The sequence below is a fragment of the Mycobacterium sp. NGS18 genome, assembly GCF_059813185.1.
Map to the genome: position 1 here is coordinate 42,637 of NZ_JCALEC010000003.1, position 18,517 is coordinate 61,153.

Here is an 18,517-nt window from a genome sequence, read left to right on the forward strand (position 1 = left end):
GGAGAGCACCATGACCGTGACAGCCACAGAGCGCAAGCCGGCGGCCGAGCGTGTCGCCGTGCGATGCGTGGACTCCGACGTCCATCCGGTACCGCGGCGCGGCGAGCTGACCCCATACATTCCCGAGCCGTGGCGTAGCAAGTACTTTCTGACCCGCCGGATCGGCGAACAGATCTACTACGACGCCCCCGACTACGCGCACGCGTTCGCGATGCGCGTCGACGCGTTCCCGGCCGACGGTGAGTTCCCCGGCAGCAGCCCGGAGTTGGCGTTCAAACAACTGATCATGGAGGCGGGCTCCGACTTCGCGATCCTGGAGCCCGCCGCCTACCCGGCGCGGATCCCCGAAGCCCAGCACGCGATGTCGTGTGCGCTCAACGACTGGCAGGCCAACCACTGGCTGGACAGCCACAACAACTGGCACCAGCGGTGGCGCGGGTCGATCTGCGTCGCGATCGAGGACCCGTCCGCCGCGGCCGCCGAGATCCAGAAGTGGGCCGGCCACCCCTACATGGCGCAGGTCCTGATCAAGGCCGAGCCGCGGCCGTCGTGGGGCGATCCCAAATACGACCCGATCTGGACCGCGGCCACCAAACACGACATCACCGTCAGCTGTCACCTGTCCCGCAGCCACCACGAAGAGCTGCCGATGCCGCCGGTGGGGATGCCCAGCTACAACCACGACTTCATGGTCACCTACTCGCTGCTCGCGGCGAACCAGGTGATGAGTCTGGTGTTCGACGGCGTCTTCGACCGGTTCCCGACCTTGCGCATCGTGCTCGTCGAACACGCCTTCACCTGGATCCTGCCGCTGATGTGGCGCATGGACGCCATCTACGAGGCGCGCAAGTCGTGGCTGGACATCAAACGCAAACCCAGCGAATACATCAAGGACCACATCAAATTCACCACCCAGCCGCTGGACTACCCGGAGGACAAGACCGAGCTGATGCGCGCTTTCGAGTGGATGGAGTGCGAGAAGATTCTGCTGTACTCCTCCGACTACCCGCATTGGACGTTCGACGACCCGCGCTGGCTCGTCAAGCACCTGCCCAAGGCGGCCCGCGAAGCGGTGATGTTCAAAAACGGCTTGAAGACCTACCACCTTCCCGACACGGTCCCGGCCCTCGAGGGTCAGGTACGGGTGTTCTGAATGAGCCACGACGACCAGCGGCCCCGGCTGGCCCAGGGCCGCGAGCACATCGTTGCCACTGTCGACGAAATCCCGCCCGGCACCCATAAACTCGTGCCGATCGGGCATCACGGCGTGGGCGTGTACAACATCAACGGGACGTTCTACGCGATCGCGAACTTCTGTCCGCATCAGGGCGGGCCGCTGTGCGCCGGGCGGCTGCGCGGCCGCACCGTCGTCGATGAGACCGCGCCGGGAGACGCCGCTACGGTCCGGGACTTGGAATACATCTACTGCCCTTGGCATCAGTGGGGTTTCGAACTGGCCACCGGCACCACCGCGGTCAAACCCGAGTGGAGCATCCGAACCTACCCGGTGCGGGTCGTCGGCGACGATGTCCTGGTCCAGGCCTAGCACACAGGAGTTTTCGGTGCCCGCAGTCGAAATCAACGGTGGAAACGTCGTCTATGAGATCCTCGGCGACGCAGGCGATCTGATCGTCTTAACCCCCGGCGGCCGGTTCTCCAAGGAGATCCCCGGACTGTGCCCATTGGCCGACAAACTCGTCGAGGGTGGCTACCGGGTGCTGCTGTGGGACCGCCCCAACTGCGGGGCTTCCGATGTGCAGTTCTACGGCCAGTCCGAATCGCATATGCGCGCCGAAACGTTGCACGGACTGCTCACCGCTCTGGGCACCGGGCCGTGCATCATCGCCGGCGGCTCGGGCGGCGCCCGAGACTCCATGCTGACCACCATGCTCTATCCAGAGCTGGTCACCAAGCTGGTGCTGTGGAACATCGTCGGCGGCGTGTACGGCTCCTTCGTGCTGGGGTCCTATTACGTGGTGCCCAACATTCTGGCGGTACGCGGCGGCGGCACCCAGGCGCTGGTGGGCCTGCGCGAATGGCAGGAACGCATCGAGGAGAACCCGGCGAACAAACAGCGGCTGCTCGAGCTGGACTCCGACGAGTTCCTCAAGGTGATGCTGCGCTGGCTGAACGCCTTCGTCTCCAAGCCTGGGCAGACGATTCCCGGCGTCGACGACGAAATGTTCGACCGCATCAGGGTTCCCACGCTCATCATCCGCGGCGGCGAGAACGACTGGGATCACCCGAAACGCACCTCGCTGGAGGTGAGCTGTCTGATCAAGGGATCCGAACTGATCGACCCGCCGTGGCCGGAGGACGCCTGGGAGCGGGCCGGCGAGGAGCGCGCGGCCGGAAAAGTCAGTCACTTCAACATGTTCGACACCTGGGTGCAGGCCGCCCCGGCCATCCTGGAATTCCTGGGTCGCTGATGACCTCAGCGGCTGTGGATATGAACCTCGCAGTTCAGCGACGCCTCCAGCGCGGTGTGGATGCGACTCTCGCCGACCCGCGCCACGTCCGGTTCGGCCAGGGTCACGTGGACGACGTCCAGACCGTTCGCTCCCGGTGTCCGGCCGATCTCGCCGGTCAGCCCCAGCCCAGCCAGCACTCCGTGCGCGTCGTCATCGGTGCCCCTACTCACGTAGGTCACCACACCGGGCTTCGGCGCGGTGTCGAAAGCCTTGGCGCACAAGCGGGTACCGGTGTCGACGAGGTCGGTGTCGGCCCCGGTGATCAACAACCGGACCTGGCGCCGGCCCGCCGGCATCGCCGCAACGTCGGTCTCCACCAGCTCGACGCCGGCCCGCCCGGCCAGGTCACGCAGCGTCGCCATTCCGGCCGCCAACTGCTCACGGGTCAGCTGCCCGGTCGGGTCGATGTCGACACGCACCACCGCTGTTCTCACGTCCGCGAGCCTAGCCAAACGAGGTGGCAATGACGACAACTGCCGCGAGACCGGATATCACTGTCGCCACCTGGCCGGACTGTGCACCGCGTCTGTTGCGTGAGGGCATCGAGGATGGTGCGAGTTACCTCGCCGCGGGCGGCTACCGTGCGCTCGCCGACGCCGACGCGTTCCTTCAGGAGGTGGAACGCAGCGGCCTGCTTGGGCGCGGGGGCGCGGCCTTCCCGCTGGGAGTCAAGTTGGCGTCGGTGCGCGCCGCCAGCGCCCGCCGCGGCGGGGACGCCGTCGTCGTCGCCAACGGCGAGGAGGGCGAACCGGCGTCGATCAAAGACCGCTGGCTGCTGCGCAACCGCCCCCACCTGGTGCTCGACGGCCTACGTCTGGCGGCCGCCACCGTGGCCGCCACCCGCGCCTACGTCTACGTCTCCGACCCGGCAGCGGCCCGCAGCATTGAGGATGCGCTGGCCGAGGTCGGCCCGGAAGTCCTTGGCGGGATGACGATCAGCGTGTTCACCGTCGGCGCGGGTTATGTGGCCGGTGAGGAGACCGCAGCGGTGCGGGCGATCAACGGCGGCCCGGCCAAGCCGACCGACAAACCGCCACGCCCCTACCAGAAAGGGGTTGCCCAGCGACCGACGCTGGTCTCCAATGTCGAGACGCTGGCGAATCTTCCGTATCTGCAGCGGCACGGCGCGGCGGCGTTCCGCTCGGCCGGGACCGCGTTGTCCCCGGGAACGTTCCTGGCGACGGTGACCGGCGGCGGCCGGCCGCCCGTGCTCTACGAGCTGCCGCACGGTATCGCGGTCTCCGAACTGCTGCAGTTGCACGGGGTTCCGCTCGGCCAGGTCCACGGGTTGCTGATGGGCGGCTACTTCTCCGGCCTGTTGAACCGCGAAGCGCTGGACGCCACCCTGGATCACGAGACCCTGCGCGCCGGCGGCAGCGGCCTGGGCTGCGGCGCGATAGCGGTGCTGACCGACGACTGCCCGGTCGCGGTGGCGGCCTCGGTGCTGGCCTATTTCGGGCGGGAGAACGCCGGGCAGTGCGGGTCGTGCTTCAACGGCACCGCCGCGATGGCGGCAGTCGCCGAGGCGCTGCGAGACGGGGCAGCGACCGCCGAGGAGGTCGAGCGGCTGCACCGCTGGGCTGGGGTACTGCCTGGGCGCGGCGCCTGCGGCACGCTGGACGGCGCCACCAATGTGGCCGCGAGCCTGTTGATCCGGTTCCCGGAATCGGTGGCCGAGCACCTGGACGGCGCCTGTGCGACCTGCGGCGGTAGCGCCTTCCGGGCCGAACGTCCCTACGCGGTCGAGGAGGTGACGCCATGAAGATCCGGCTGGATCGCACCATGTGCGACGGATTCGGGTTCTGCGCCAAACACGCACCGAAGTACTTCTCCCTGGACGACTGGGGCTATGCCTCTCTGACCGGCGACGGCACGGTGGACGAGGCGGACGAGCATGACGTCATGCGTGCCCTGCTGGACTGCCCGGTGCACGCCATCATCGAGATCAACGAGGAAGACGCCGTATGAGCACACCCGGACGCCCCCTTCCTGCGGTCACCCCCGAGAACGAATTCTTTTGGACCGCAGGCGCCGACGGCGTGCTGCGACTGCAGGGCTGCCGGGACTGTTCGGCGTTGATCCATCCGCCGGCGCCGGTCTGCCGGTATTGCCGTGGCACGAACATGGGTGTGCGCGAGGTCTCCGGGCAGGCCACCCTGGCCGGGTTCACCGTCAACCACCGGTTCAGCCTGCCCGGCATGCCGGCGCCCTACGTGGTGGCGCAGGTCGCGATCAACGAGGATCCCCGAGTTCGGCTGACCACCAACATCATCGACTGCGATCCGGACCGACTGGAACTAGGCCAGCAGGTGGAGGTCGTCTTCGAGAACATCGAGGACGTGTGGCTGCCGCTGTTCCGCCCGGTGCCGGACAGTTCGGAAATCAAACCGCTGCCCACCGACGAGATCGCCCCCGAGGACTTCGCTCAGCACGTGCGGCCGATGGTGACGACCGACAAATTCGAAGACAAGTCGGCGATCACCGGGATCGGCGCTTCACGACTGGGTCGCCGACTCATGGCTGCGCCGCTGGCGCTGACCGTGGAGGCATGCCAGGCGGCCGTCGCCGATGCCGGGCTGACCTTCGATGACATCGATGGGCTCTCAACGTATCCGAGCTTGGACGTAGCCGGCATGGGCGAAGGCGGCGTTACGGCACTGGAGGGCGCTTTGGGGTTGCGCCCGACATGGATCAACGGCGGCATGGACACCTTCGGGCCCGGCGGTTCTGTCATTGCCGCGATGATGGCGGTTGCCACCGGACTGGCGCGCCATGTGCTGTGTTTCCGAACCGTTTGGGAATCAACATTCAGTGAGCTGCTCAAGGCCGGTAAAGCCTCGCCACCGGGCGGACAGCGCACCACCGGCTGGCAGATGCCGTTCGGAGCGATCTCGGCGGCCCACACGCTGGCGCAGAACGCCCAACGGCACTTCCACCGCTACGGCACCACCCGCGAGACGCTGGGCTGGATCGCGTTGAACCAGCGAGCCAACGCCACGCTGAACCCGACGGCGATCTACCGCGATCCGATGACCATGGACGACTACCTGTCCGCGCGGATGATCACCACCCCGTTCGGGCTCTACGACTGCGATGTGCCCTGTGACGGCGCGGTGGCGGTGATCGTCTCCGCGGTGGATGCCGCGCGTGATCTGGCCAAGCCGCCGGTGCTGGTGGAGGCGGTCGGCACCCAGATCATCGAGCGGATCGACTGGGACCAGAGCACTTTGACCCACGAGCCGCAGGTGCTGGGTCAGGCCGCCCACCTGTGGTCGCGCACCAGTCTGCGTCCGGCCGACGTCGATGTCGCGGAGCTCTACGACGGGTTCAGCTTCAACTGCCTGTCCTGGATTGAGGCGCTGGGCTTTTGCGGCATCGGCGAGTCCAAGAGCTTTCTGGACGGCGGTACCAACATCGCCCGGGACGGCGTGCTTCCGCTGAACACCCACGGCGGTCAGCTCTCCCACGGCCGCACCCACGGGATGGGGCTGATCCACGAAGCCGTCACCCAGTTGCGCGGCGAGGCCGGCGAACGTCAGGTGGCCGGCGCGCGGGTCGCGGTGGCCAGCAGCGGCGGGCTGACGCCCAGCGGGGTCATCTTGCTGCGGACCGACACATGAGCCCAGCAGTTCGCCCGCGGACGGTCAGCGCCGACGGCATCCCGATGTCGGCGCTGCTGGCCGAAGTTTCCGAGCCGCGCGCCGTCGTGGTCGCCCTGCACGGCGGCGGCACGACGTCGGCGTATTTCGACTGCCCGGGCCAGCCGCAACTGTCCCTGCTGAGAGCCGGTACCGCGCTGGGGTACACCGTGATCGCCCTGGACCGGCCAGGCTACGGCGCTTCGGCGCTGTACCCGGAGTCGATGGACGACCCGCAGCAGCGCGTCCGGCTCGCCTACCAGGCAGTCGAGCGGATCCTCGGCGATCGGGACCGGGGCGCCGGACTGTTCGTTCTGGGCCACTCCAACGGGTGCGAACTGGCGCTGCGGATGACAGCCGATGAACGCGGCGACGAATTGCTCGGCCTGGAACTGGCCGGCACCGGGCTGCACTACCAGGCAGCCGCGCGCGACGTGCTGAGCAAGGCCGGTCCCGGCCAGCGACCGGTCGGCCTACGCGAACTGCTCTGGGAGCCGGCCTCGTTGTATCCCGACGAGGTGCTGCGCGGAATCATCCAGGCCTCTCCGGGCGCAAACTACGAGGCCGCCATGGTGGCCGCTTGGCCGCGCAGCGCCTTCCCGTCGCTGGCCGGCCAGGTGCGCGTTCCGGTGCGCTTCACCTTCGCCGAACACGAGAAGATCTGGGCTGCCGATCCGGCCGCGCAACGCGAGATCCGCGAAATCTTCACCGCCACACGGAGCTTCACCAGCAACGACGAGCCCGGGTCCGGACACAATCTCAGCGTCGGTTTCGGTGCGCAGCGCTATCACGAGTCGGTGCTGGCATTCGTCGAGGAGTGCGCCGCAACCGCCGGCGCCGCACAGGATTCGGAGGTCAGCTGATGCGCGTCGGTTTCATCGGACTTGGCAGTCAGGGCGCGCCGATGGCGCGACGCATCGTCGAGGGCGGCTATGCCACGACGCTGTGGGCCCGCCGGCCCGAGTCCCTCGAACCCTTCGCCGACACCGCGGCCGGCGTCGCCGACACCCCGGCGGAGCTGGGCCGGGCCAGCGATCTGGTCTGCCTGTGCGTGGTCGGTGACGCCGACGTCGACGAAGTGGTCCGCGGCGACAACGGTGTGCTGGCCGGGTTGCAGCCCGGCGGGATCATCGCGATTCACAGCACGGTGCACCCCGACACCTGCCGCCGGTTGGCAGAACACTGTGCCGACCACGGCGTTTCGGTGATCGACGCACCCGTCAGCGGTGGTGGGCCGGCCGCCGAAGCCGGAACGCTACTGGTGATGGTCGGCGGGGACGAGGACGTGGTGCAGAAGTGCCGGCCGGTGTTCGACACCTACGCCGACCCCGTCGTGCACCTCGGTGGGATCGGATCGGGGCAAGTAACCAAGTTGCTCAACAACCTGTTGTTCACCGCGAATCTCGGCACCGCCGCAACCGCTCTGGCGCTGGGCGAACAGCTCGGGGTGTCGGCCGGCCGACTCGCCGAGGTGGTGTGCCGCGGGAGTTCGAACAGCTTTGCGCTCAACAGCATCCGGGGTTCCGGCGGCACCCTGGATCGTCTCGCCGGAATGGCCGGGGCACTGTTGCGCAAGGACGTGCGGCTGGTGGCCGATTTGGCGCAGCAGGCGGCGGCAGCTCCCGGTGCGGTTCTCGACGCCGCCGACGCCGCGCTGTCGCTGATGGATCACCCGCGATGATCGCGCGACTTTGGCGAATACCCTTCCGGTAGCTACCCGTATGTCTTACAGTTGGGCCTACGGTCTGACGGCCGGTCACGGCGTTTTTTCCAGCCGCTTCTTGCCGCTGAGGAGGATTCAATGACCAAGCCGAAGCTCGTCTTCGACCCGTTCTCTGAAGAGTATTTCAACGACCCCTTCGACATCTACCGGCGAATGCGCGCCGAGGCTCCGCTCTACTACGACGAAAATGAGGACTTCTACGCGCTGAGCCGTCACGAGGATGTGGCCGCGGCGCTCAAGGACTTCGAGACCTACTCGTCGTCGCGCGGCTGTGACCTGGCGATGGTGCGGGCCGGTGAACCGCCGCAGAAATCCATCATCTTCATGGACCCGCCCGAGCACCGGCACCTGCGCAGCCTGCTCAACAAGGCGTTCACCCCCCGGGCCATCCAAGCGCAGCGCGAGACCATCATCGAGCAGGTCGAGCGATTCCTCGGTGCCGCGGACCCGGACCGCTTCGATGTGGTGCAGGAATTCTCCGGGCCGTTCCCGGTGGAAGTGATCACCCGGATGGTCGGCGTTCCCGACGAGTACCGCCAGCAAGTGCGGCACTGGATTGACACCTCTTTGCACCGCGAGCCCGGGCAGATCGAGACCAGCGCCGAGGGCATGCAGGCCAACATGGAGACCGCGGTGTACTACTACGGTCTGGTCCAGGAGCGGCGCGCCGACCCGCAGGACGACATGCTCAGCAGGCTGATCGCCGCCGAGATCCCTGGCGAGGACGGCCAGATGCGCCGGCTGGATGACATCGAGATCACCGCCTTCGCAACGCTACTGGGCGGCGCCGGCGCCGAGACCGTCACCAAGCTCATCGGCACCGCCGCGGTGACATTCGCCCGCCACCCGGAGCAGTGGCAAAAGCTGCTTGAGGACCGCAGCAAGGTTCCAGCGGCCGTGGAGGAACTGCTGCGCTACGAGGGCCCGGTGCAATACAACGTGCGGTACACCCTCAAAGAGGCACAGGTCAGCGGCGGCATCATCCCGGCGGGCAAGCCGGTGTTCTTGCTGAACGCGGCGGCGAACCGGGACCCGGAGGCATTCACCGACGCCGACACCTTCGATATCGATCGGGACCAGACCGAGGCACAACACCTCGGTCTGGGGTATGGCATCCACAGCTGCCTCGGCGCGGCACTGGCCCGCATGGAGAGCGCCATCGCGCTGGAGAAGCTGCTGGACTTCATGCCCCGCTACGAGGTGGATTGGGCTGGGCTGCAACGGGTGCGCATGCAGAATGTCTCGGGCTGGCTCAACGTCCCGGTGCGCGTGGTCCGGTAGGGGCGCGGCGAATGACTACCCGGAAGGTTGTCGTCGACTACGGGTTGTGCGAAGCCAATGCGGTCTGCATGGGCATCAACCCCGAGGTGTTCGACCTTGATGACGAGGACACCCTGCACATCCTCAAGCCGGACATCACGCCGGAAACCGAACGCGATGTCCTCGAAGCGGTCCGGAGATGCCCCCGGCAGGCACTGTCGATCGTCGAGGACGACGACTAGCCCGGCGATCTAGCGCGCCGGGAACCCAGAGAGGATGACCGCGTTGCAGTCCGCGGCGGCCTGGCGCAGCTTCGCGGCCTGCTGGTAGCCCTCGGAGTGATACCAGGCCCGGGCGGCTTCCACCGATTCGAACTCCAAGACCACGGTCTGGTTGCCGTGCCAGTCGCCCTCCACCACCTCGGGCTGGGTCTCGACGGCCAGGATCGTCGCGCCACCGGAGGCCATCGTCGGCTGGGCGGCCTTACCGTAGGCGACCATGCCCGACGGGTCGTTGATGGCCTCGGTCAGAATGACATATCCCTTGGGCCCGTTGGACATCAGTTCTCCTCTTGCGAATCGGTGACTTCGTCGATGGCGTGTTCGGGGCATTGCTTGATGGCATCGCGAACCGCGTCCTCGAACTGCGGCGGCACCTCGTCGACGGTGACCTCCGAATACCCGTCGTCGTTGATGGCGAACACCTCGGGGCAGATCGTGGTGCAGATACCGTGCCCGGCACAGCGGTCCGGGTCGACCCAGGCCTTCATCGCGCGGCCTTCGCGGCGGGCGTGAACTCCAGGTTCAGATCGATCAGACCACGCAGGATGTAGGTCGGAATGTAGCTGAACCGCCGTGCGTCGGGCGGACCGTGCCGCTCTTCGGAGATGCTGATCTCGGCGGTGCGATCCAGCAGACGCTCGATCGCGATCCGGGTCTCGGCCCGGGCCAGTGGCGAACCGGGGCAGCTGTGGATGCCGCGCCCGAAGGTGATGTGCTGGCGGGCGTTGGTGCGGGCGGGATCGAAGGTGTCGGGGTAGATGAAGCGGCGCGGATCCCGGTTCGCGCCGGCGCTGATCACCATCAGCGTTGTGCCGGCGGGGATCTCGACCCCGCCGACTTCGGTATCGACCCGGGAGAGCCGGAAATCGCCCTTGACCGGGCTCTCGAAACGCAACACCTCTTCGATGAAGTTCGGGATCAGGCTGCGGTCGTCGCGCAAGCGCTGCTGAATATCGGGCTGCTCCCCGATGATCCTGAGCGCGGAGCCGAGCAGGCGCACCGTGGTCTCCTGGCCGGCCGAATAGACGTTGGCGGCCACCCGGGCCACATCCATCGGGTCTGGGACGGAACCATCGGGGAAGGTCGCCTCGGCCATACCGGTGAGTACATCGTCGCGCGGCGTGCTGCGGCGATCAGCGATGTAGTCGGCGAAGGTGGCGTAGAGGAACTCCAGCGGACTGTGCGCCAGCGCTTTGGCATCGGTGCTGCCGATCCCGCCGCCGACGTTGTGGTGCATGTTCTTGACGAACTCGTCCCGGTCCTCGTCGGGGACGCCCAGCAGGTCCGCGATCACCAGCAAGGTGAACGGCGCCGCGAAGCCGCCGATGAACTCACCGGCGCCGGGCGCGAGGAATTCGTCGAGCACCGCATCGGCGAGCTCCCACATGGCGTCCTCGTTCTCCTTGAGGCGCTTGGGGGTGAGCAGCCGCATCAGCAACGCCCGATGGTTGGTGTGCGTCGGCGGGTCCAGCGTCGGCAGCTGGTCGCTGAACGGCAGTTCGTCGCGGTGCTTGTCGATCAGACCGGACACCGTCGCACCGCCCAGGTCGCCGTCCAGCGGCACCGGGAAACCGGGGAACGGGCCGGTCACCGCGATGCACGAGGAGAACACCTCGGCGTTGCCGGCCACCGCGCAGGCCTCTTCCCAACCGGTCACCATCATCACGTTGTGGTGCGGCTCCCGGGTGACCGGCGAGCGTTCCCGCAGCGCACGCAGATACGGGTAGGGATCGGCCACCACCGCGGAGTCCTGAAAGAAGTCAATCGTGTCGGGATCCATCACGAGCCGGCTGCACTCCCTCCAAGGAACACTCTCATATCCGAGAATGCGATTCTCGCATGTGGTCAACAGACTCGCATACGGGCGGGTGCCCGTCAACGTCGGCCCGGCTCAGCTGTTGGACCGCGCGGCGTCCATCAACGCGTTCGCCTGACGGTCACCGTGCTTGTGCTGGCTGAGCGCGCGAATCTGAACGTCGTGCCCCTCGGCGGCTTTGCGCAGCGCGCCCACGGTGGCCTGGTCGCGGGCGATGTGGGCGAACGGGTCGAACGAGTACCAGCGCATGGCGTTCTCGTGGGTCATCTTGTTGATCTCAGCATCGGTGGCGTTATTGGCCGACAACACGTTCCACAGTTCCTCGGGAGCGTTCGGCCACATCGAATCGCTGTGCGGGTAGTCGGCCTCCCAGGCGATGTTGTCGATGCCGATCTCCTGGCGAAGCTTGACCCCGACCGGGTCGGAGATGAAGCAGGTCAAAAAGTGCTCCCGGAACACTTCGGAGGGCACCTTGCCGCCGAAATCCTGACCGGTCCAGACCGAGTGCATCTCGTAGGTGCGGTCCACCCGCTCGAGGAAGTACGGGATCCACCCGGTGCCGCCCTCGGACAGGGCGATCTTGAGATCCGGGTATTCCTTGATCGGCCGCGACCACAGCAGGTCGGCGGCCGCCTGGACGATGTTCATCGGCTGCAGGGTGATCATCACGTCCATCGGGGCGTCGGGGGCGGTGATGGCCAGCTTTCCCGAGGACCCGATGTGCACATTCATCACGGTGTTGGTGTCACACAGCGCCCGCCACAACGGGTTCCAGTACTCGTCGTGGAAGCTCGGGTACCCCATAGCCGCCGGGTTCTCGCTGAAGGTCAGGGCGTGGACACCCTTCTTGGACACCCGCCGCACCTCCTCGGCGCACTTCTCGGCATCCCAGATCACCGGCAGCGCCATCGGGATGAAGCGCGCGGGATACGCCCCGCACCACTCGTCGATGTGCCAGTCGTTGTAGGCCTGCACCAGCGCCAACGAGAAGTCCGGATCGTCGGTGGCGAACAGCCGGCCGGCGAAGCCGGGGAACGACGGAAAACAGATCGAGCCCAGGATGCCGCCGGCGTTCATGTCCTTGACCCGCTCGTCGACGTTGTAGCACCCGGGCCGGATCTCATCCAGTCCCTGGGGCTCCAGTCCGTACTCCTCCTTGGGGCGCCCCGCGACCGCATTGAGCGCGACATTGGGGATCACCACATCGCGGAACTGCCAAGTGTCGGAGCCGTCGGCGTTGTGCACCAGCCGCGGCGCATCATCGAGGTATTTGCGCGGAAGGTGGTTGGCGAACATGTCCGGCGGCTCAACGGTGTGGTCGTCGACGCTGACCAAAATCATGTCGTCCTTGTTCACGGCCATCCTCCCATCCGGGCCGGCGCGGCCGGCCGGCCCAATGACATCTCCCATGGAAACTAGCTTCCCGTTTTCGGAGAATCAACCTTCTCCAGCGATCAGGCGGTTCGGGACGGTCTCCACAGTCAGGCGACACCGCAGGCCAGTCCTGCCCACGGTTCTACCTGCGTCGATAGCCCAGTATTGACCAATCGCGCGAAACATGGAAATCTGTTGGTCAAATATGAGAATGTGATTCTCATACGCGAGGAGGAACGATGCGCTTGACCCCGCTGTCGGCGTCCCAGTGGGACGACGAGGAGGTTCAGCGTGCTCTCGCCCAAGTGCTGACCGCCGACCGGCGCAACTCGCGCGGTGCCGGCAGCGCCATGACCATGCTGGTGCACCACCCCAAGCTGGCCCGGGCGTTCCTCAAGTTCAACGTCGAGCTGCTCTACCGCGGGACGCTCCCCGGCCACTTGCGCGAACTCGCGATCCTGAGCACCGCCCACCGCCGCGGCTGCGAATACGAGTGGGTGCACCACATCACGATCGGCAAGCAGGCCGGCCTCACCGACTCCGACATCGAAGACCTGCAGCACGGCGCCGGCCGCGACGAGCTGCACCAGGCGGTGATCAACGCGGCCGACGAACTCGACGAGGCCTCGCGGCTGTCCCCCGCCACCGAGGCGGTCCTCACCCAACACCTGGACGAGCACCAAATGATGGAACTCGTCTTCACGGTCGGCTGCTACAGCATGTTGGCCATGGCCTTCAACACATTTGGCGTTGAACTCGATGAAGAACCCGAATCAGAGAGGTAAGACCGTGCCCCATTTCCCCAAACCGGCAGCCGGTAGCTGGACACAGAGCTACCCCGAGCTCGGCACCGAACCGGTCGATTACACCGACTCGTTCGATCCGGCGCATTTCGCCGACGAGCAGGAGGCCATCTTCAAGCGCACCTGGCTACACGTCGGGCGCATCGAGCGGCTGCCCAAGACCGGCAGCTACTTCACCCGGGAACTGCCCTCGGTGTGCAAGGGCACCTCGATCATCGTCGTCAAGGGCAAGGACGGCGTGGTCCGGGCGTTCCACAACATCTGCCGCCACCGCGGTAACAAGTTGGTGTGGAACGACTTCCCGAACGAGGAGACCGAGGGCACCTGCCGCCAGTTCACCTGCAAGTACCACGCCTGGCGCTACAGCCTCGAAGGCGACCTCACGTTCATCCAGCAGGAGGGCGAGTTCTTCGACGTCGACAAGAGCCAGTACGGCCTGGTCCCGGTGCGCTGCGAGGTCTGGGAAGGTTTCATCTTCGTCAACTTCGACGACAACGCCGGCCCGCTCAACGAATACCTCGGATCCCTGGCCAAGGGCATCGAGGGCTACCCGTTTGGCGAGATGACCGAGGTCTACTCCTACAAGTCCGAGATCGGCAGCAACTGGAAGCTGTTCCTCGACGCGTTCGTCGAGTTCTACCACGCGCCGATCCTGCACCAGGGCCAGTACACCAAGGAAGAGGCCGCCAAGATCCAGAAGTTCGGCTACGAAGCGCTGCACTACGAGCTGGCCGGACCGCACAGCCTGCAATCAACGTGGGGTGGTCAGTCGCCGCCGGCCGACCTCAACATGGTCAAGCCGTTGGACCGGGCGCTGCGCAGCGGACTGTTTGGCCCTTGGGACAAGCCGGACCTCATTGCCGACCTCAAGGAATTGCCACCGTCGGTGAACATCAAGCGAGTGCCGCAGTGGGGCATCGACTCCTTCGTGTTCTTCCCCAACTTCATGATTCTCATCTGGGAGCCGGGCTGGTACCTGACCTACCAGTACTGGCCGACCGCTGCCGACAAACACACCTTCGAAGCGAGCCTGTACTTCGTGCCGCCGCGCAATGCCCGGGAGCGTTTGGCCCAGGAATTGGCCGCGGTGACCTTCAAGGAGTACGCGCTGCAAGACGCCAACACCCTGGAAGCAACCCAGAGCATGATCGGCACGAAGGTCGTGGACGACTTCTTGTTGTGCGACCAGGAGGTCCTGATTCGACACCTGCACAAGACCGCCCGTGACTACGTATCCGAGTACAAGAAGGAGCACGCCAATGGCGCTACCGTCTGACTTCGCTGACCTGCAGCCCTACGCCGACTGGGCGCTGGCGACCGAGCCGGAGCGCTACGCCAAACGGCTGGCCTCCACCATGGGCGAGATGCAGGAGTTCTACGACGCGTCGTTCGGGCGACTCGAGGACGCCATCACCTACCTGGACAAGTTCGACCTGAATGACCTGCCCGAGGACGCGCGGTCGTTGATGCACCTCATGCAGTCGCTGGTGATGGTCTCCTTCCCGATCGAGGCCTGGAAGCAGCCGCGGGTGCCGGACAGCGGCGCGGCCTGGATCGACTGCATCAAGGAACCGGTCGTCTAAAGGTGCTGACGCTCAAGGCAGCCGGGCTGCTCGACGTCGACTCCGGAGAGATCATCCGGCCCGGGGTCATCCGGGTCGACGGCGACAAGATCGTCGGCATCGGCGAAGCCCCGGCCTCCGGTACGGATGACGAGGTGCTGGATCTGGGTGACCTGATCCTGCTGCCCGGGCTGATGGACATGGAGGTCAACCTGCTGATGGGCGGCCGGGGTGAGAACCCCGGCCTGTCCCAGGTGCAGGATGATCCGCCGACCCGGGTGCTGCGTGCGGTGGGCAATGCGCGCCGCACGCTGCGCGCCGGCTTCACCACGGTGCGCAACCTCGGGTTGTTCGTCAAGACCGGCGGATACCTGCTCGACGTCGCACTGGGCAAGGCGATCGACGCCGGCTGGATCGAAGGCCCGCGCGTGGTGCCGGCCGGTCACGCGATCACCCCGACCGGGGGCCACCTGGATCCGACGATGTTCGCGGCGTTCATGCCAGGCGTTCTGGAGCTGACCATCGAAGAAGGCATCGCCAACGGCGTCGACGAGATCCGCAAGGCGGTCCGCTACCAGATCAAGCACGGCGCACAGCTGATTAAGGTGTGCTGCTCGGGCGGTGTGATGTCATTGACCGGAGAGGCCGGCGCTCAACACTATTCGGACGAAGAGCTGCGCGTCATCGTCGACGAGGCGCACCGGCGCGGGCTGCGAGTGGCGGCGCACACCCACGGCGCCGAAGCGGTCAAACACGCGGTAGCGTGCGGAATCGACTGCATCGAACACGGGTTCCTGATGGACGACGAGGCAATCGCCATGCTCGTTGAGCACGACCGCTTCCTGGTGACCACCCGGCGCCTGGCCGAGGCGATGGACGTCTCCAAGGCTCCGCCGGAACTACAGGCCAAGGCGGCCGAGATGTTCCCCAAGGCCCGCACCTCGATCAAGGCCGCCTACGAGGCGGGGGTCAAGATCGCCGTCGGCACCGATGCGCCGGCGATCCCGCACGGCCGCAACGCCGACGAACTGGTCACCCTGGTCGACTGGGGCATGCCGCCCGCCGCGGTGCTCAAGGCGGCTACGGTGACGGCGGCCGAGCTGATCAACGCAGCCGACCGCGGCCGGCTGGCCGAGGGACTACTCGCAGACATCATTGGGGTGCCGGGAGATCCGTTGTCCGACATCAGCGTTACCCAGAACGTTAAGTTCGTCATGAAAGGCGGTCAAGTGTATGTCAACAAGAACTGACGAGCTCGTCGAGATCCAGCAACTACTCGCCCGCTACGCGGTGACGATCACCCAGGGCGACATCGACGGACTGGTGGGGGTGTTCACCCCGGACGGCACCTACAGTGCTTTCGGCGAGACCTATTCGCTGGACCGGTTTCCGGTACTGGTCGACGCCGCACCCAAAGGCTTATTCATGACCGGAACCCCGGTGATCGAACTCGACGGCGACACCGCGACCGGCACCCAACCGCTGTGCTTCATCGACCACGCCAGCCACGACATGCGGATCGGCTACTACAACGACACCTATGTGCGCACCACGGACGGCTGGCGGTTGAAGACCCGGGCGATGACGTTCATCCGCCGCAGCGGTGTCCACGATTCCGGGCGCCCACACGCGATCGGTCGCCCCTCATCGAAATGAATGTCTCTGAATTCCAAGCAGATCTGCGCGCCTGGCTTGACGACAACGACCTGACCCCGGGGACGGATCACTCCCTGGAAGCCCACATCAAACAGTTCGGCCGGGTCTGCGCCGCGTTATATGAGGCCGACTGGATGCGGTACGGCTGGCCGGTCGAGGCCGGCGGCCTGGGCGGTCCGGCGATGCTGCGGGCGGTCGTCGGCGAAGAGGTCGTCGGCCGCGGACTCGCCGAGCCGGGCCCCTACTCGATGCTGGAAGTGCTGGCGCCGACCATGATCGACTATGCGCCACCGGAGCTCGCTGCGGGGATGGTGCCCCGGCTGCTGTCCGGCCGGGAACTCTGGTGCCAGGGCTTCTCCGAGCCGGGCTCCGGCAGCGATTTGGCATCGCTGTCCACCCGCGCCACCCCCGACGGCGACAACTGGATCATCAAGGGCCAGAAGGTCTGGACCAGCTTCGCCCAGCATTCGACGCGCTGCGTCCTGCTGACCCGCACCGCCCCCGGACATGACGGCATCACCGCATTCTTCGTCGACATGGACACCCCCGGCATCACCGTGCGCCCGCTGCGGACAATGCACGGCGTGGACGAGTTCTGCGAGGTCTACTTCGACGACGTGGTGGTCCCCGCCGAGCGCATGCTCGGCAAGCCCGGCGACGGCTGGCGGCTCGCGATGGATCTGCTGCCCTTCGAACGCTCCACCTGCTTCTGGCAGCGAATCGCCTACCTGTACTCGCGGATGGATCGACTCATCGCCGAGACGACCGAGACCGACGACGCCGAGCTGGGCGAGGCCTACCTCGCGCTGCATACACTGCGCTGCCGGTCCCGCGCCACCCAGCACCGGCTGGACGGTGGCACCCGGCTGGGCCCGGACACCTCGATCGACAAGGTGCTGCTGGCCACCGCCGAACAGAAGCTCTTCGATACGGCGCGCGACATGTTGCCGGGCACCATCGAGCTCGACGAATCATCCTGGCGCACCGAGTTTCTCTACTCTCGCGCGGCGACCATATACGGCGGTACCTCGGAGATCCAGCGCAACATCATCGCCCGCCGACTGCTCGACCTCGGGAAGGAGTGACGATGACCACCGGGATGGACACCGCGTCGATCGCTCTGCTGGAAGATGCCCTGCGCAAGACCATGGCGTCGTGTTCCGGCGCCGAGCTGGATGGCGCCCTGGCCGAACTCGGCTGGGCCGAAATGCTTTCCGAGGATCCGGACCTGGCCATCCCGCTGGTGTTCCGGCTGCTCGGCGAGACCGGGGCACACGCCTCGGTGCTCAACGACGTGATACTGGAGACCATCGGCGGCCTGCCCGGCGGCACTCCCCCGATGCCTTACGCCGGCGGCAGCTGGGTGATCTGGGAACGCAGCGTTCACGAGGGCAATCCCGTTCTTGGCGGGCTGCCGCTGCGCGAAGTGCCCGGCGGAGAACTGATGCGGGTGGGTGAGGCGCGCCGCGCGCTGGGCTGGTGGCTGGTCGGCTCGGCGCGGGCAATGCTGGCGCTGGCCCGCCAGCACGCCCTGGACCGGGAGCAGTTCGGTAAACCGATCGCCTCCTTCCAGGCCGTCCGGCACCGGCTCGCCGAAACCCTGGTCGCCATCGAGGGCGCCGAGGCCACCCTCACCGTGCCCGTCAGCGAAAGCCCGGACCTGACCTCCATGCTGGCCAAAGCCGCCGCCGGCAAGGCCGCGCTGACCGCGGCCAAGCACTGCCAGCAGGTCCTCGGCGGCGTCGGATTCACCGCGGAACACGATCTGCACCGCCACATCGAGCGAGTACTGGTCCTGGACGGATTGCTCGGCAGCGCCCGGGAATTGACCCGCCGGGCCGGCGGCGGCCTGCGAGCCCGCCGCTCGGCCCCCCGACTGGTCAATCTCTAACCGCGAGCAGTCGCGAAAGCCCCCAAATCCACTCGGATTTGG

21 protein-coding genes and 1 pseudogene are annotated in these 18,517 nt (G+C 66.6%); 17 read left to right on the top strand and 5 right to left on the bottom strand.

Translation table 11 applies throughout. The features are described 5' to 3' along the window. The first annotated feature begins 10 nt into the window (after nucleotides 1-10). From AC5Y31_RS06565 to AC5Y31_RS06575, 3 genes are read left to right on the top strand one after another with little or no spacing between them, the layout of a single operon-like run. Nucleotides 11-1,153 carry an amidohydrolase family protein gene (locus AC5Y31_RS06565; protein WP_499979083.1) on the top strand — a complete coding sequence of 381 codons (1,143 nt, stop codon included), beginning with the start codon at nucleotides 11-13 and terminating at the stop codon, nucleotides 1,151-1,153. Continuing rightward, nucleotides 1,154-1,546, top strand: a complete 393-nt coding sequence (locus tag AC5Y31_RS06570; RefSeq protein WP_065026350.1) for a Rieske (2Fe-2S) protein — start codon at nucleotides 1,154-1,156, stop codon at nucleotides 1,544-1,546. Between the two features lie 16 nt (nucleotides 1,547-1,562). Further along, nucleotides 1,563-2,429 (top strand): alpha/beta fold hydrolase, encoded by an 867-nt coding sequence (locus AC5Y31_RS06575; RefSeq protein WP_499979085.1) that lies wholly within the window; start codon nucleotides 1,563-1,565, stop codon nucleotides 2,427-2,429. Between the two features lie 5 nt (nucleotides 2,430-2,434). Here the strand turns inward: AC5Y31_RS06575 and AC5Y31_RS06580 are convergent, their stop codons facing one another. After that, nucleotides 2,435-2,905 (bottom strand): hypothetical protein, encoded by a 471-nt coding sequence (locus tag AC5Y31_RS06580; RefSeq protein ID WP_301633530.1) that lies wholly within the window; start codon nucleotides 2,903-2,905, stop codon nucleotides 2,435-2,437. Nucleotides 2,906-2,934: 29 nt separating this feature from the next. Between AC5Y31_RS06580 and AC5Y31_RS06585 the strand changes: the two genes are divergently transcribed. The 7 genes and pseudogenes from AC5Y31_RS06585 to AC5Y31_RS06615 all read left to right on the top strand — a co-directional run bounded on the left by AC5Y31_RS06585 (nucleotide 2,935) and on the right by AC5Y31_RS06615 (nucleotide 9,334). Next, nucleotides 2,935-4,233: an NADH-ubiquinone oxidoreductase-F iron-sulfur binding region domain-containing protein gene (locus AC5Y31_RS06585; protein ID WP_499979089.1), complete on the top strand. Its 1,299-nt coding sequence runs from the start codon at nucleotides 2,935-2,937 to the stop codon at nucleotides 4,231-4,233. Beyond that, nucleotides 4,230-4,433 (top strand): annotated as a pseudogene (locus tag AC5Y31_RS06590) (ferredoxin); the annotation flags it as partial. The gene AC5Y31_RS06585 and the pseudogene AC5Y31_RS06590, both read left to right, overlap by 4 nt. Before the next feature lie 2 nt (nucleotides 4,434-4,435). Continuing rightward, nucleotides 4,436-6,091: a thiolase C-terminal domain-containing protein gene (locus AC5Y31_RS06595; protein ID WP_499979091.1), complete on the top strand. Its 1,656-nt coding sequence runs from the start codon at nucleotides 4,436-4,438 to the stop codon at nucleotides 6,089-6,091. Continuing rightward, nucleotides 6,088-6,972, top strand: a complete 885-nt coding sequence (locus AC5Y31_RS06600) for an alpha/beta fold hydrolase (protein ID WP_499979093.1) — start codon at nucleotides 6,088-6,090, stop codon at nucleotides 6,970-6,972. The genes AC5Y31_RS06595 and AC5Y31_RS06600 overlap by 4 nt, the downstream gene beginning before the upstream one ends. Then, nucleotides 6,972-7,790 (top strand): NAD(P)-dependent oxidoreductase, encoded by an 819-nt coding sequence (locus AC5Y31_RS06605; RefSeq protein WP_499979095.1) that lies wholly within the window; start codon nucleotides 6,972-6,974, stop codon nucleotides 7,788-7,790. The genes AC5Y31_RS06600 and AC5Y31_RS06605 overlap by 1 nt, the downstream gene beginning before the upstream one ends. 120 nt (nucleotides 7,791-7,910) lie before the next feature. Then, a complete protein-coding gene (locus AC5Y31_RS06610; RefSeq protein WP_499979098.1) occupies nucleotides 7,911-9,113 on the top strand; it encodes a cytochrome P450 in 1,203 nt (400 codons plus the stop codon). Between the two features lie 11 nt (nucleotides 9,114-9,124). After that, nucleotides 9,125-9,334, top strand: a complete 210-nt coding sequence (locus tag AC5Y31_RS06615; RefSeq protein ID WP_499979100.1) for a ferredoxin — start codon at nucleotides 9,125-9,127, stop codon at nucleotides 9,332-9,334. A 9-nt stretch (nucleotides 9,335-9,343) separates the two neighbouring features. Here AC5Y31_RS06615 and AC5Y31_RS06620 read toward each other — a convergent pair whose 3' ends face one another. From AC5Y31_RS06620 to AC5Y31_RS06635, 4 genes are all read right to left on the bottom strand, one after another. Further along, complete coding sequence (locus AC5Y31_RS06620) at nucleotides 9,344-9,652, bottom strand: DUF1330 domain-containing protein (protein WP_064854326.1); 309 nt, start codon at nucleotides 9,650-9,652, stop codon at nucleotides 9,344-9,346. Further along, complete coding sequence (locus AC5Y31_RS06625) at nucleotides 9,652-9,861, bottom strand: ferredoxin (RefSeq protein WP_064854325.1); 210 nt, start codon at nucleotides 9,859-9,861, stop codon at nucleotides 9,652-9,654. The genes AC5Y31_RS06620 and AC5Y31_RS06625 overlap by 1 nt, the downstream gene beginning before the upstream one ends. Continuing rightward, a complete protein-coding gene (locus AC5Y31_RS06630) occupies nucleotides 9,858-11,153 on the bottom strand; it encodes a cytochrome P450 (RefSeq protein WP_499979111.1) in 1,296 nt (431 codons plus the stop codon). The genes AC5Y31_RS06625 and AC5Y31_RS06630 overlap by 4 nt, the downstream gene beginning before the upstream one ends. A gap of 111 nt (nucleotides 11,154-11,264) precedes the next feature. Continuing rightward, a complete protein-coding gene (locus tag AC5Y31_RS06635) occupies nucleotides 11,265-12,545 on the bottom strand; it encodes an amidohydrolase family protein (RefSeq protein ID WP_499979711.1) in 1,281 nt (426 codons plus the stop codon). 257 nt (nucleotides 12,546-12,802) lie between these two features. Here AC5Y31_RS06635 and AC5Y31_RS06640 point away from each other — a divergent pair, with 257 nt between their 5' ends. From AC5Y31_RS06640 to AC5Y31_RS06670, 7 genes are read left to right on the top strand one after another with little or no spacing between them, the layout of a single operon-like run. Then, nucleotides 12,803-13,348, top strand: a complete 546-nt coding sequence (locus tag AC5Y31_RS06640; RefSeq protein WP_499979115.1) for a carboxymuconolactone decarboxylase family protein — start codon at nucleotides 12,803-12,805, stop codon at nucleotides 13,346-13,348. A gap of 4 nt (nucleotides 13,349-13,352) precedes the next feature. Beyond that, complete coding sequence (locus AC5Y31_RS06645) at nucleotides 13,353-14,642, top strand: aromatic ring-hydroxylating oxygenase subunit alpha (protein WP_499979119.1); 1,290 nt, start codon at nucleotides 13,353-13,355, stop codon at nucleotides 14,640-14,642. Continuing rightward, nucleotides 14,626-14,949, top strand: coding sequence for a hypothetical protein (locus tag AC5Y31_RS06650; RefSeq protein ID WP_499979121.1), 324 nt, complete (start codon nucleotides 14,626-14,628; stop codon nucleotides 14,947-14,949). The genes AC5Y31_RS06645 and AC5Y31_RS06650 overlap by 17 nt, the downstream gene beginning before the upstream one ends. Nucleotides 14,950-14,951: 2 nt before the next feature. Next, nucleotides 14,952-16,178 (top strand): metal-dependent hydrolase family protein, encoded by a 1,227-nt coding sequence (locus tag AC5Y31_RS06655; protein ID WP_499979123.1) that lies wholly within the window; start codon nucleotides 14,952-14,954, stop codon nucleotides 16,176-16,178. Then, nucleotides 16,162-16,584, top strand: a complete 423-nt coding sequence (locus AC5Y31_RS06660; protein WP_499979125.1) for a nuclear transport factor 2 family protein — start codon at nucleotides 16,162-16,164, stop codon at nucleotides 16,582-16,584. The genes AC5Y31_RS06655 and AC5Y31_RS06660 overlap by 17 nt, the downstream gene beginning before the upstream one ends. Then, nucleotides 16,581-17,669 (top strand): acyl-CoA dehydrogenase family protein, encoded by a 1,089-nt coding sequence (locus AC5Y31_RS06665; RefSeq protein ID WP_499979126.1) that lies wholly within the window; start codon nucleotides 16,581-16,583, stop codon nucleotides 17,667-17,669. The genes AC5Y31_RS06660 and AC5Y31_RS06665 overlap by 4 nt, the downstream gene beginning before the upstream one ends. A 2-nt stretch (nucleotides 17,670-17,671) precedes the next feature. Further along, the gene (locus AC5Y31_RS06670) at nucleotides 17,672-18,475 is read left to right on the top strand and encodes an acyl-CoA dehydrogenase family protein (RefSeq protein WP_499979128.1); all 804 of its coding nucleotides are present in this window, start codon (nucleotides 17,672-17,674) and stop codon (nucleotides 18,473-18,475) included. Nucleotides 18,476-18,517: the final 42 nt, after the last annotated feature.

What these genes read in the sequence shown, in the direction of transcription:
- AC5Y31_RS06595 (WP_499979091.1), top strand. Translation starts at nt 4,436, where the DNA reads ATGAGCACACCCGGACGCCCCCTTCCTGCGGTCACCCCCGAGAACGAA.
- AC5Y31_RS06565 (WP_499979083.1), top strand. Translation starts at nt 11, where the DNA reads ATGACCGTGACAGCCACAGAGCGCAAGCCGGCGGCCGAGCGTGTCGCC.
- AC5Y31_RS06670 (WP_499979128.1), top strand. Translation starts at nt 17,672, where the DNA reads ATGACCACCGGGATGGACACCGCGTCGATCGCTCTGCTGGAAGATGCC.
- AC5Y31_RS06640 (WP_499979115.1), top strand. Translation starts at nt 12,803, where the DNA reads ATGCGCTTGACCCCGCTGTCGGCGTCCCAGTGGGACGACGAGGAGGTT.
- AC5Y31_RS06620 (WP_064854326.1), bottom strand. Translation starts at nt 9,652, where the DNA reads ATGTCCAACGGGCCCAAGGGATATGTCATTCTGACCGAGGCCATCAAC.
- AC5Y31_RS06665 (WP_499979126.1), top strand. Translation starts at nt 16,581, where the DNA reads ATGAATGTCTCTGAATTCCAAGCAGATCTGCGCGCCTGGCTTGACGAC.
- AC5Y31_RS06615 (WP_499979100.1), top strand. Translation starts at nt 9,125, where the DNA reads ATGACTACCCGGAAGGTTGTCGTCGACTACGGGTTGTGCGAAGCCAAT.
- AC5Y31_RS06660 (WP_499979125.1), top strand. Translation starts at nt 16,162, where the DNA reads ATGTCAACAAGAACTGACGAGCTCGTCGAGATCCAGCAACTACTCGCC.
- AC5Y31_RS06605 (WP_499979095.1), top strand. Translation starts at nt 6,972, where the DNA reads ATGCGCGTCGGTTTCATCGGACTTGGCAGTCAGGGCGCGCCGATGGCG.
- AC5Y31_RS06610 (WP_499979098.1), top strand. Translation starts at nt 7,911, where the DNA reads ATGACCAAGCCGAAGCTCGTCTTCGACCCGTTCTCTGAAGAGTATTTC.
- AC5Y31_RS06585 (WP_499979089.1), top strand. Translation starts at nt 2,935, where the DNA reads ATGACGACAACTGCCGCGAGACCGGATATCACTGTCGCCACCTGGCCG.
- AC5Y31_RS06650 (WP_499979121.1), top strand. Translation starts at nt 14,626, where the DNA reads ATGGCGCTACCGTCTGACTTCGCTGACCTGCAGCCCTACGCCGACTGG.
- AC5Y31_RS06630 (WP_499979111.1), bottom strand. Translation starts at nt 11,153, where the DNA reads ATGGATCCCGACACGATTGACTTCTTTCAGGACTCCGCGGTGGTGGCC.
- AC5Y31_RS06570 (WP_065026350.1), top strand. Translation starts at nt 1,154, where the DNA reads ATGAGCCACGACGACCAGCGGCCCCGGCTGGCCCAGGGCCGCGAGCAC.
- AC5Y31_RS06625 (WP_064854325.1), bottom strand. Translation starts at nt 9,861, where the DNA reads ATGAAGGCCTGGGTCGACCCGGACCGCTGTGCCGGGCACGGTATCTGC.
- AC5Y31_RS06600 (WP_499979093.1), top strand. Translation starts at nt 6,088, where the DNA reads ATGAGCCCAGCAGTTCGCCCGCGGACGGTCAGCGCCGACGGCATCCCG.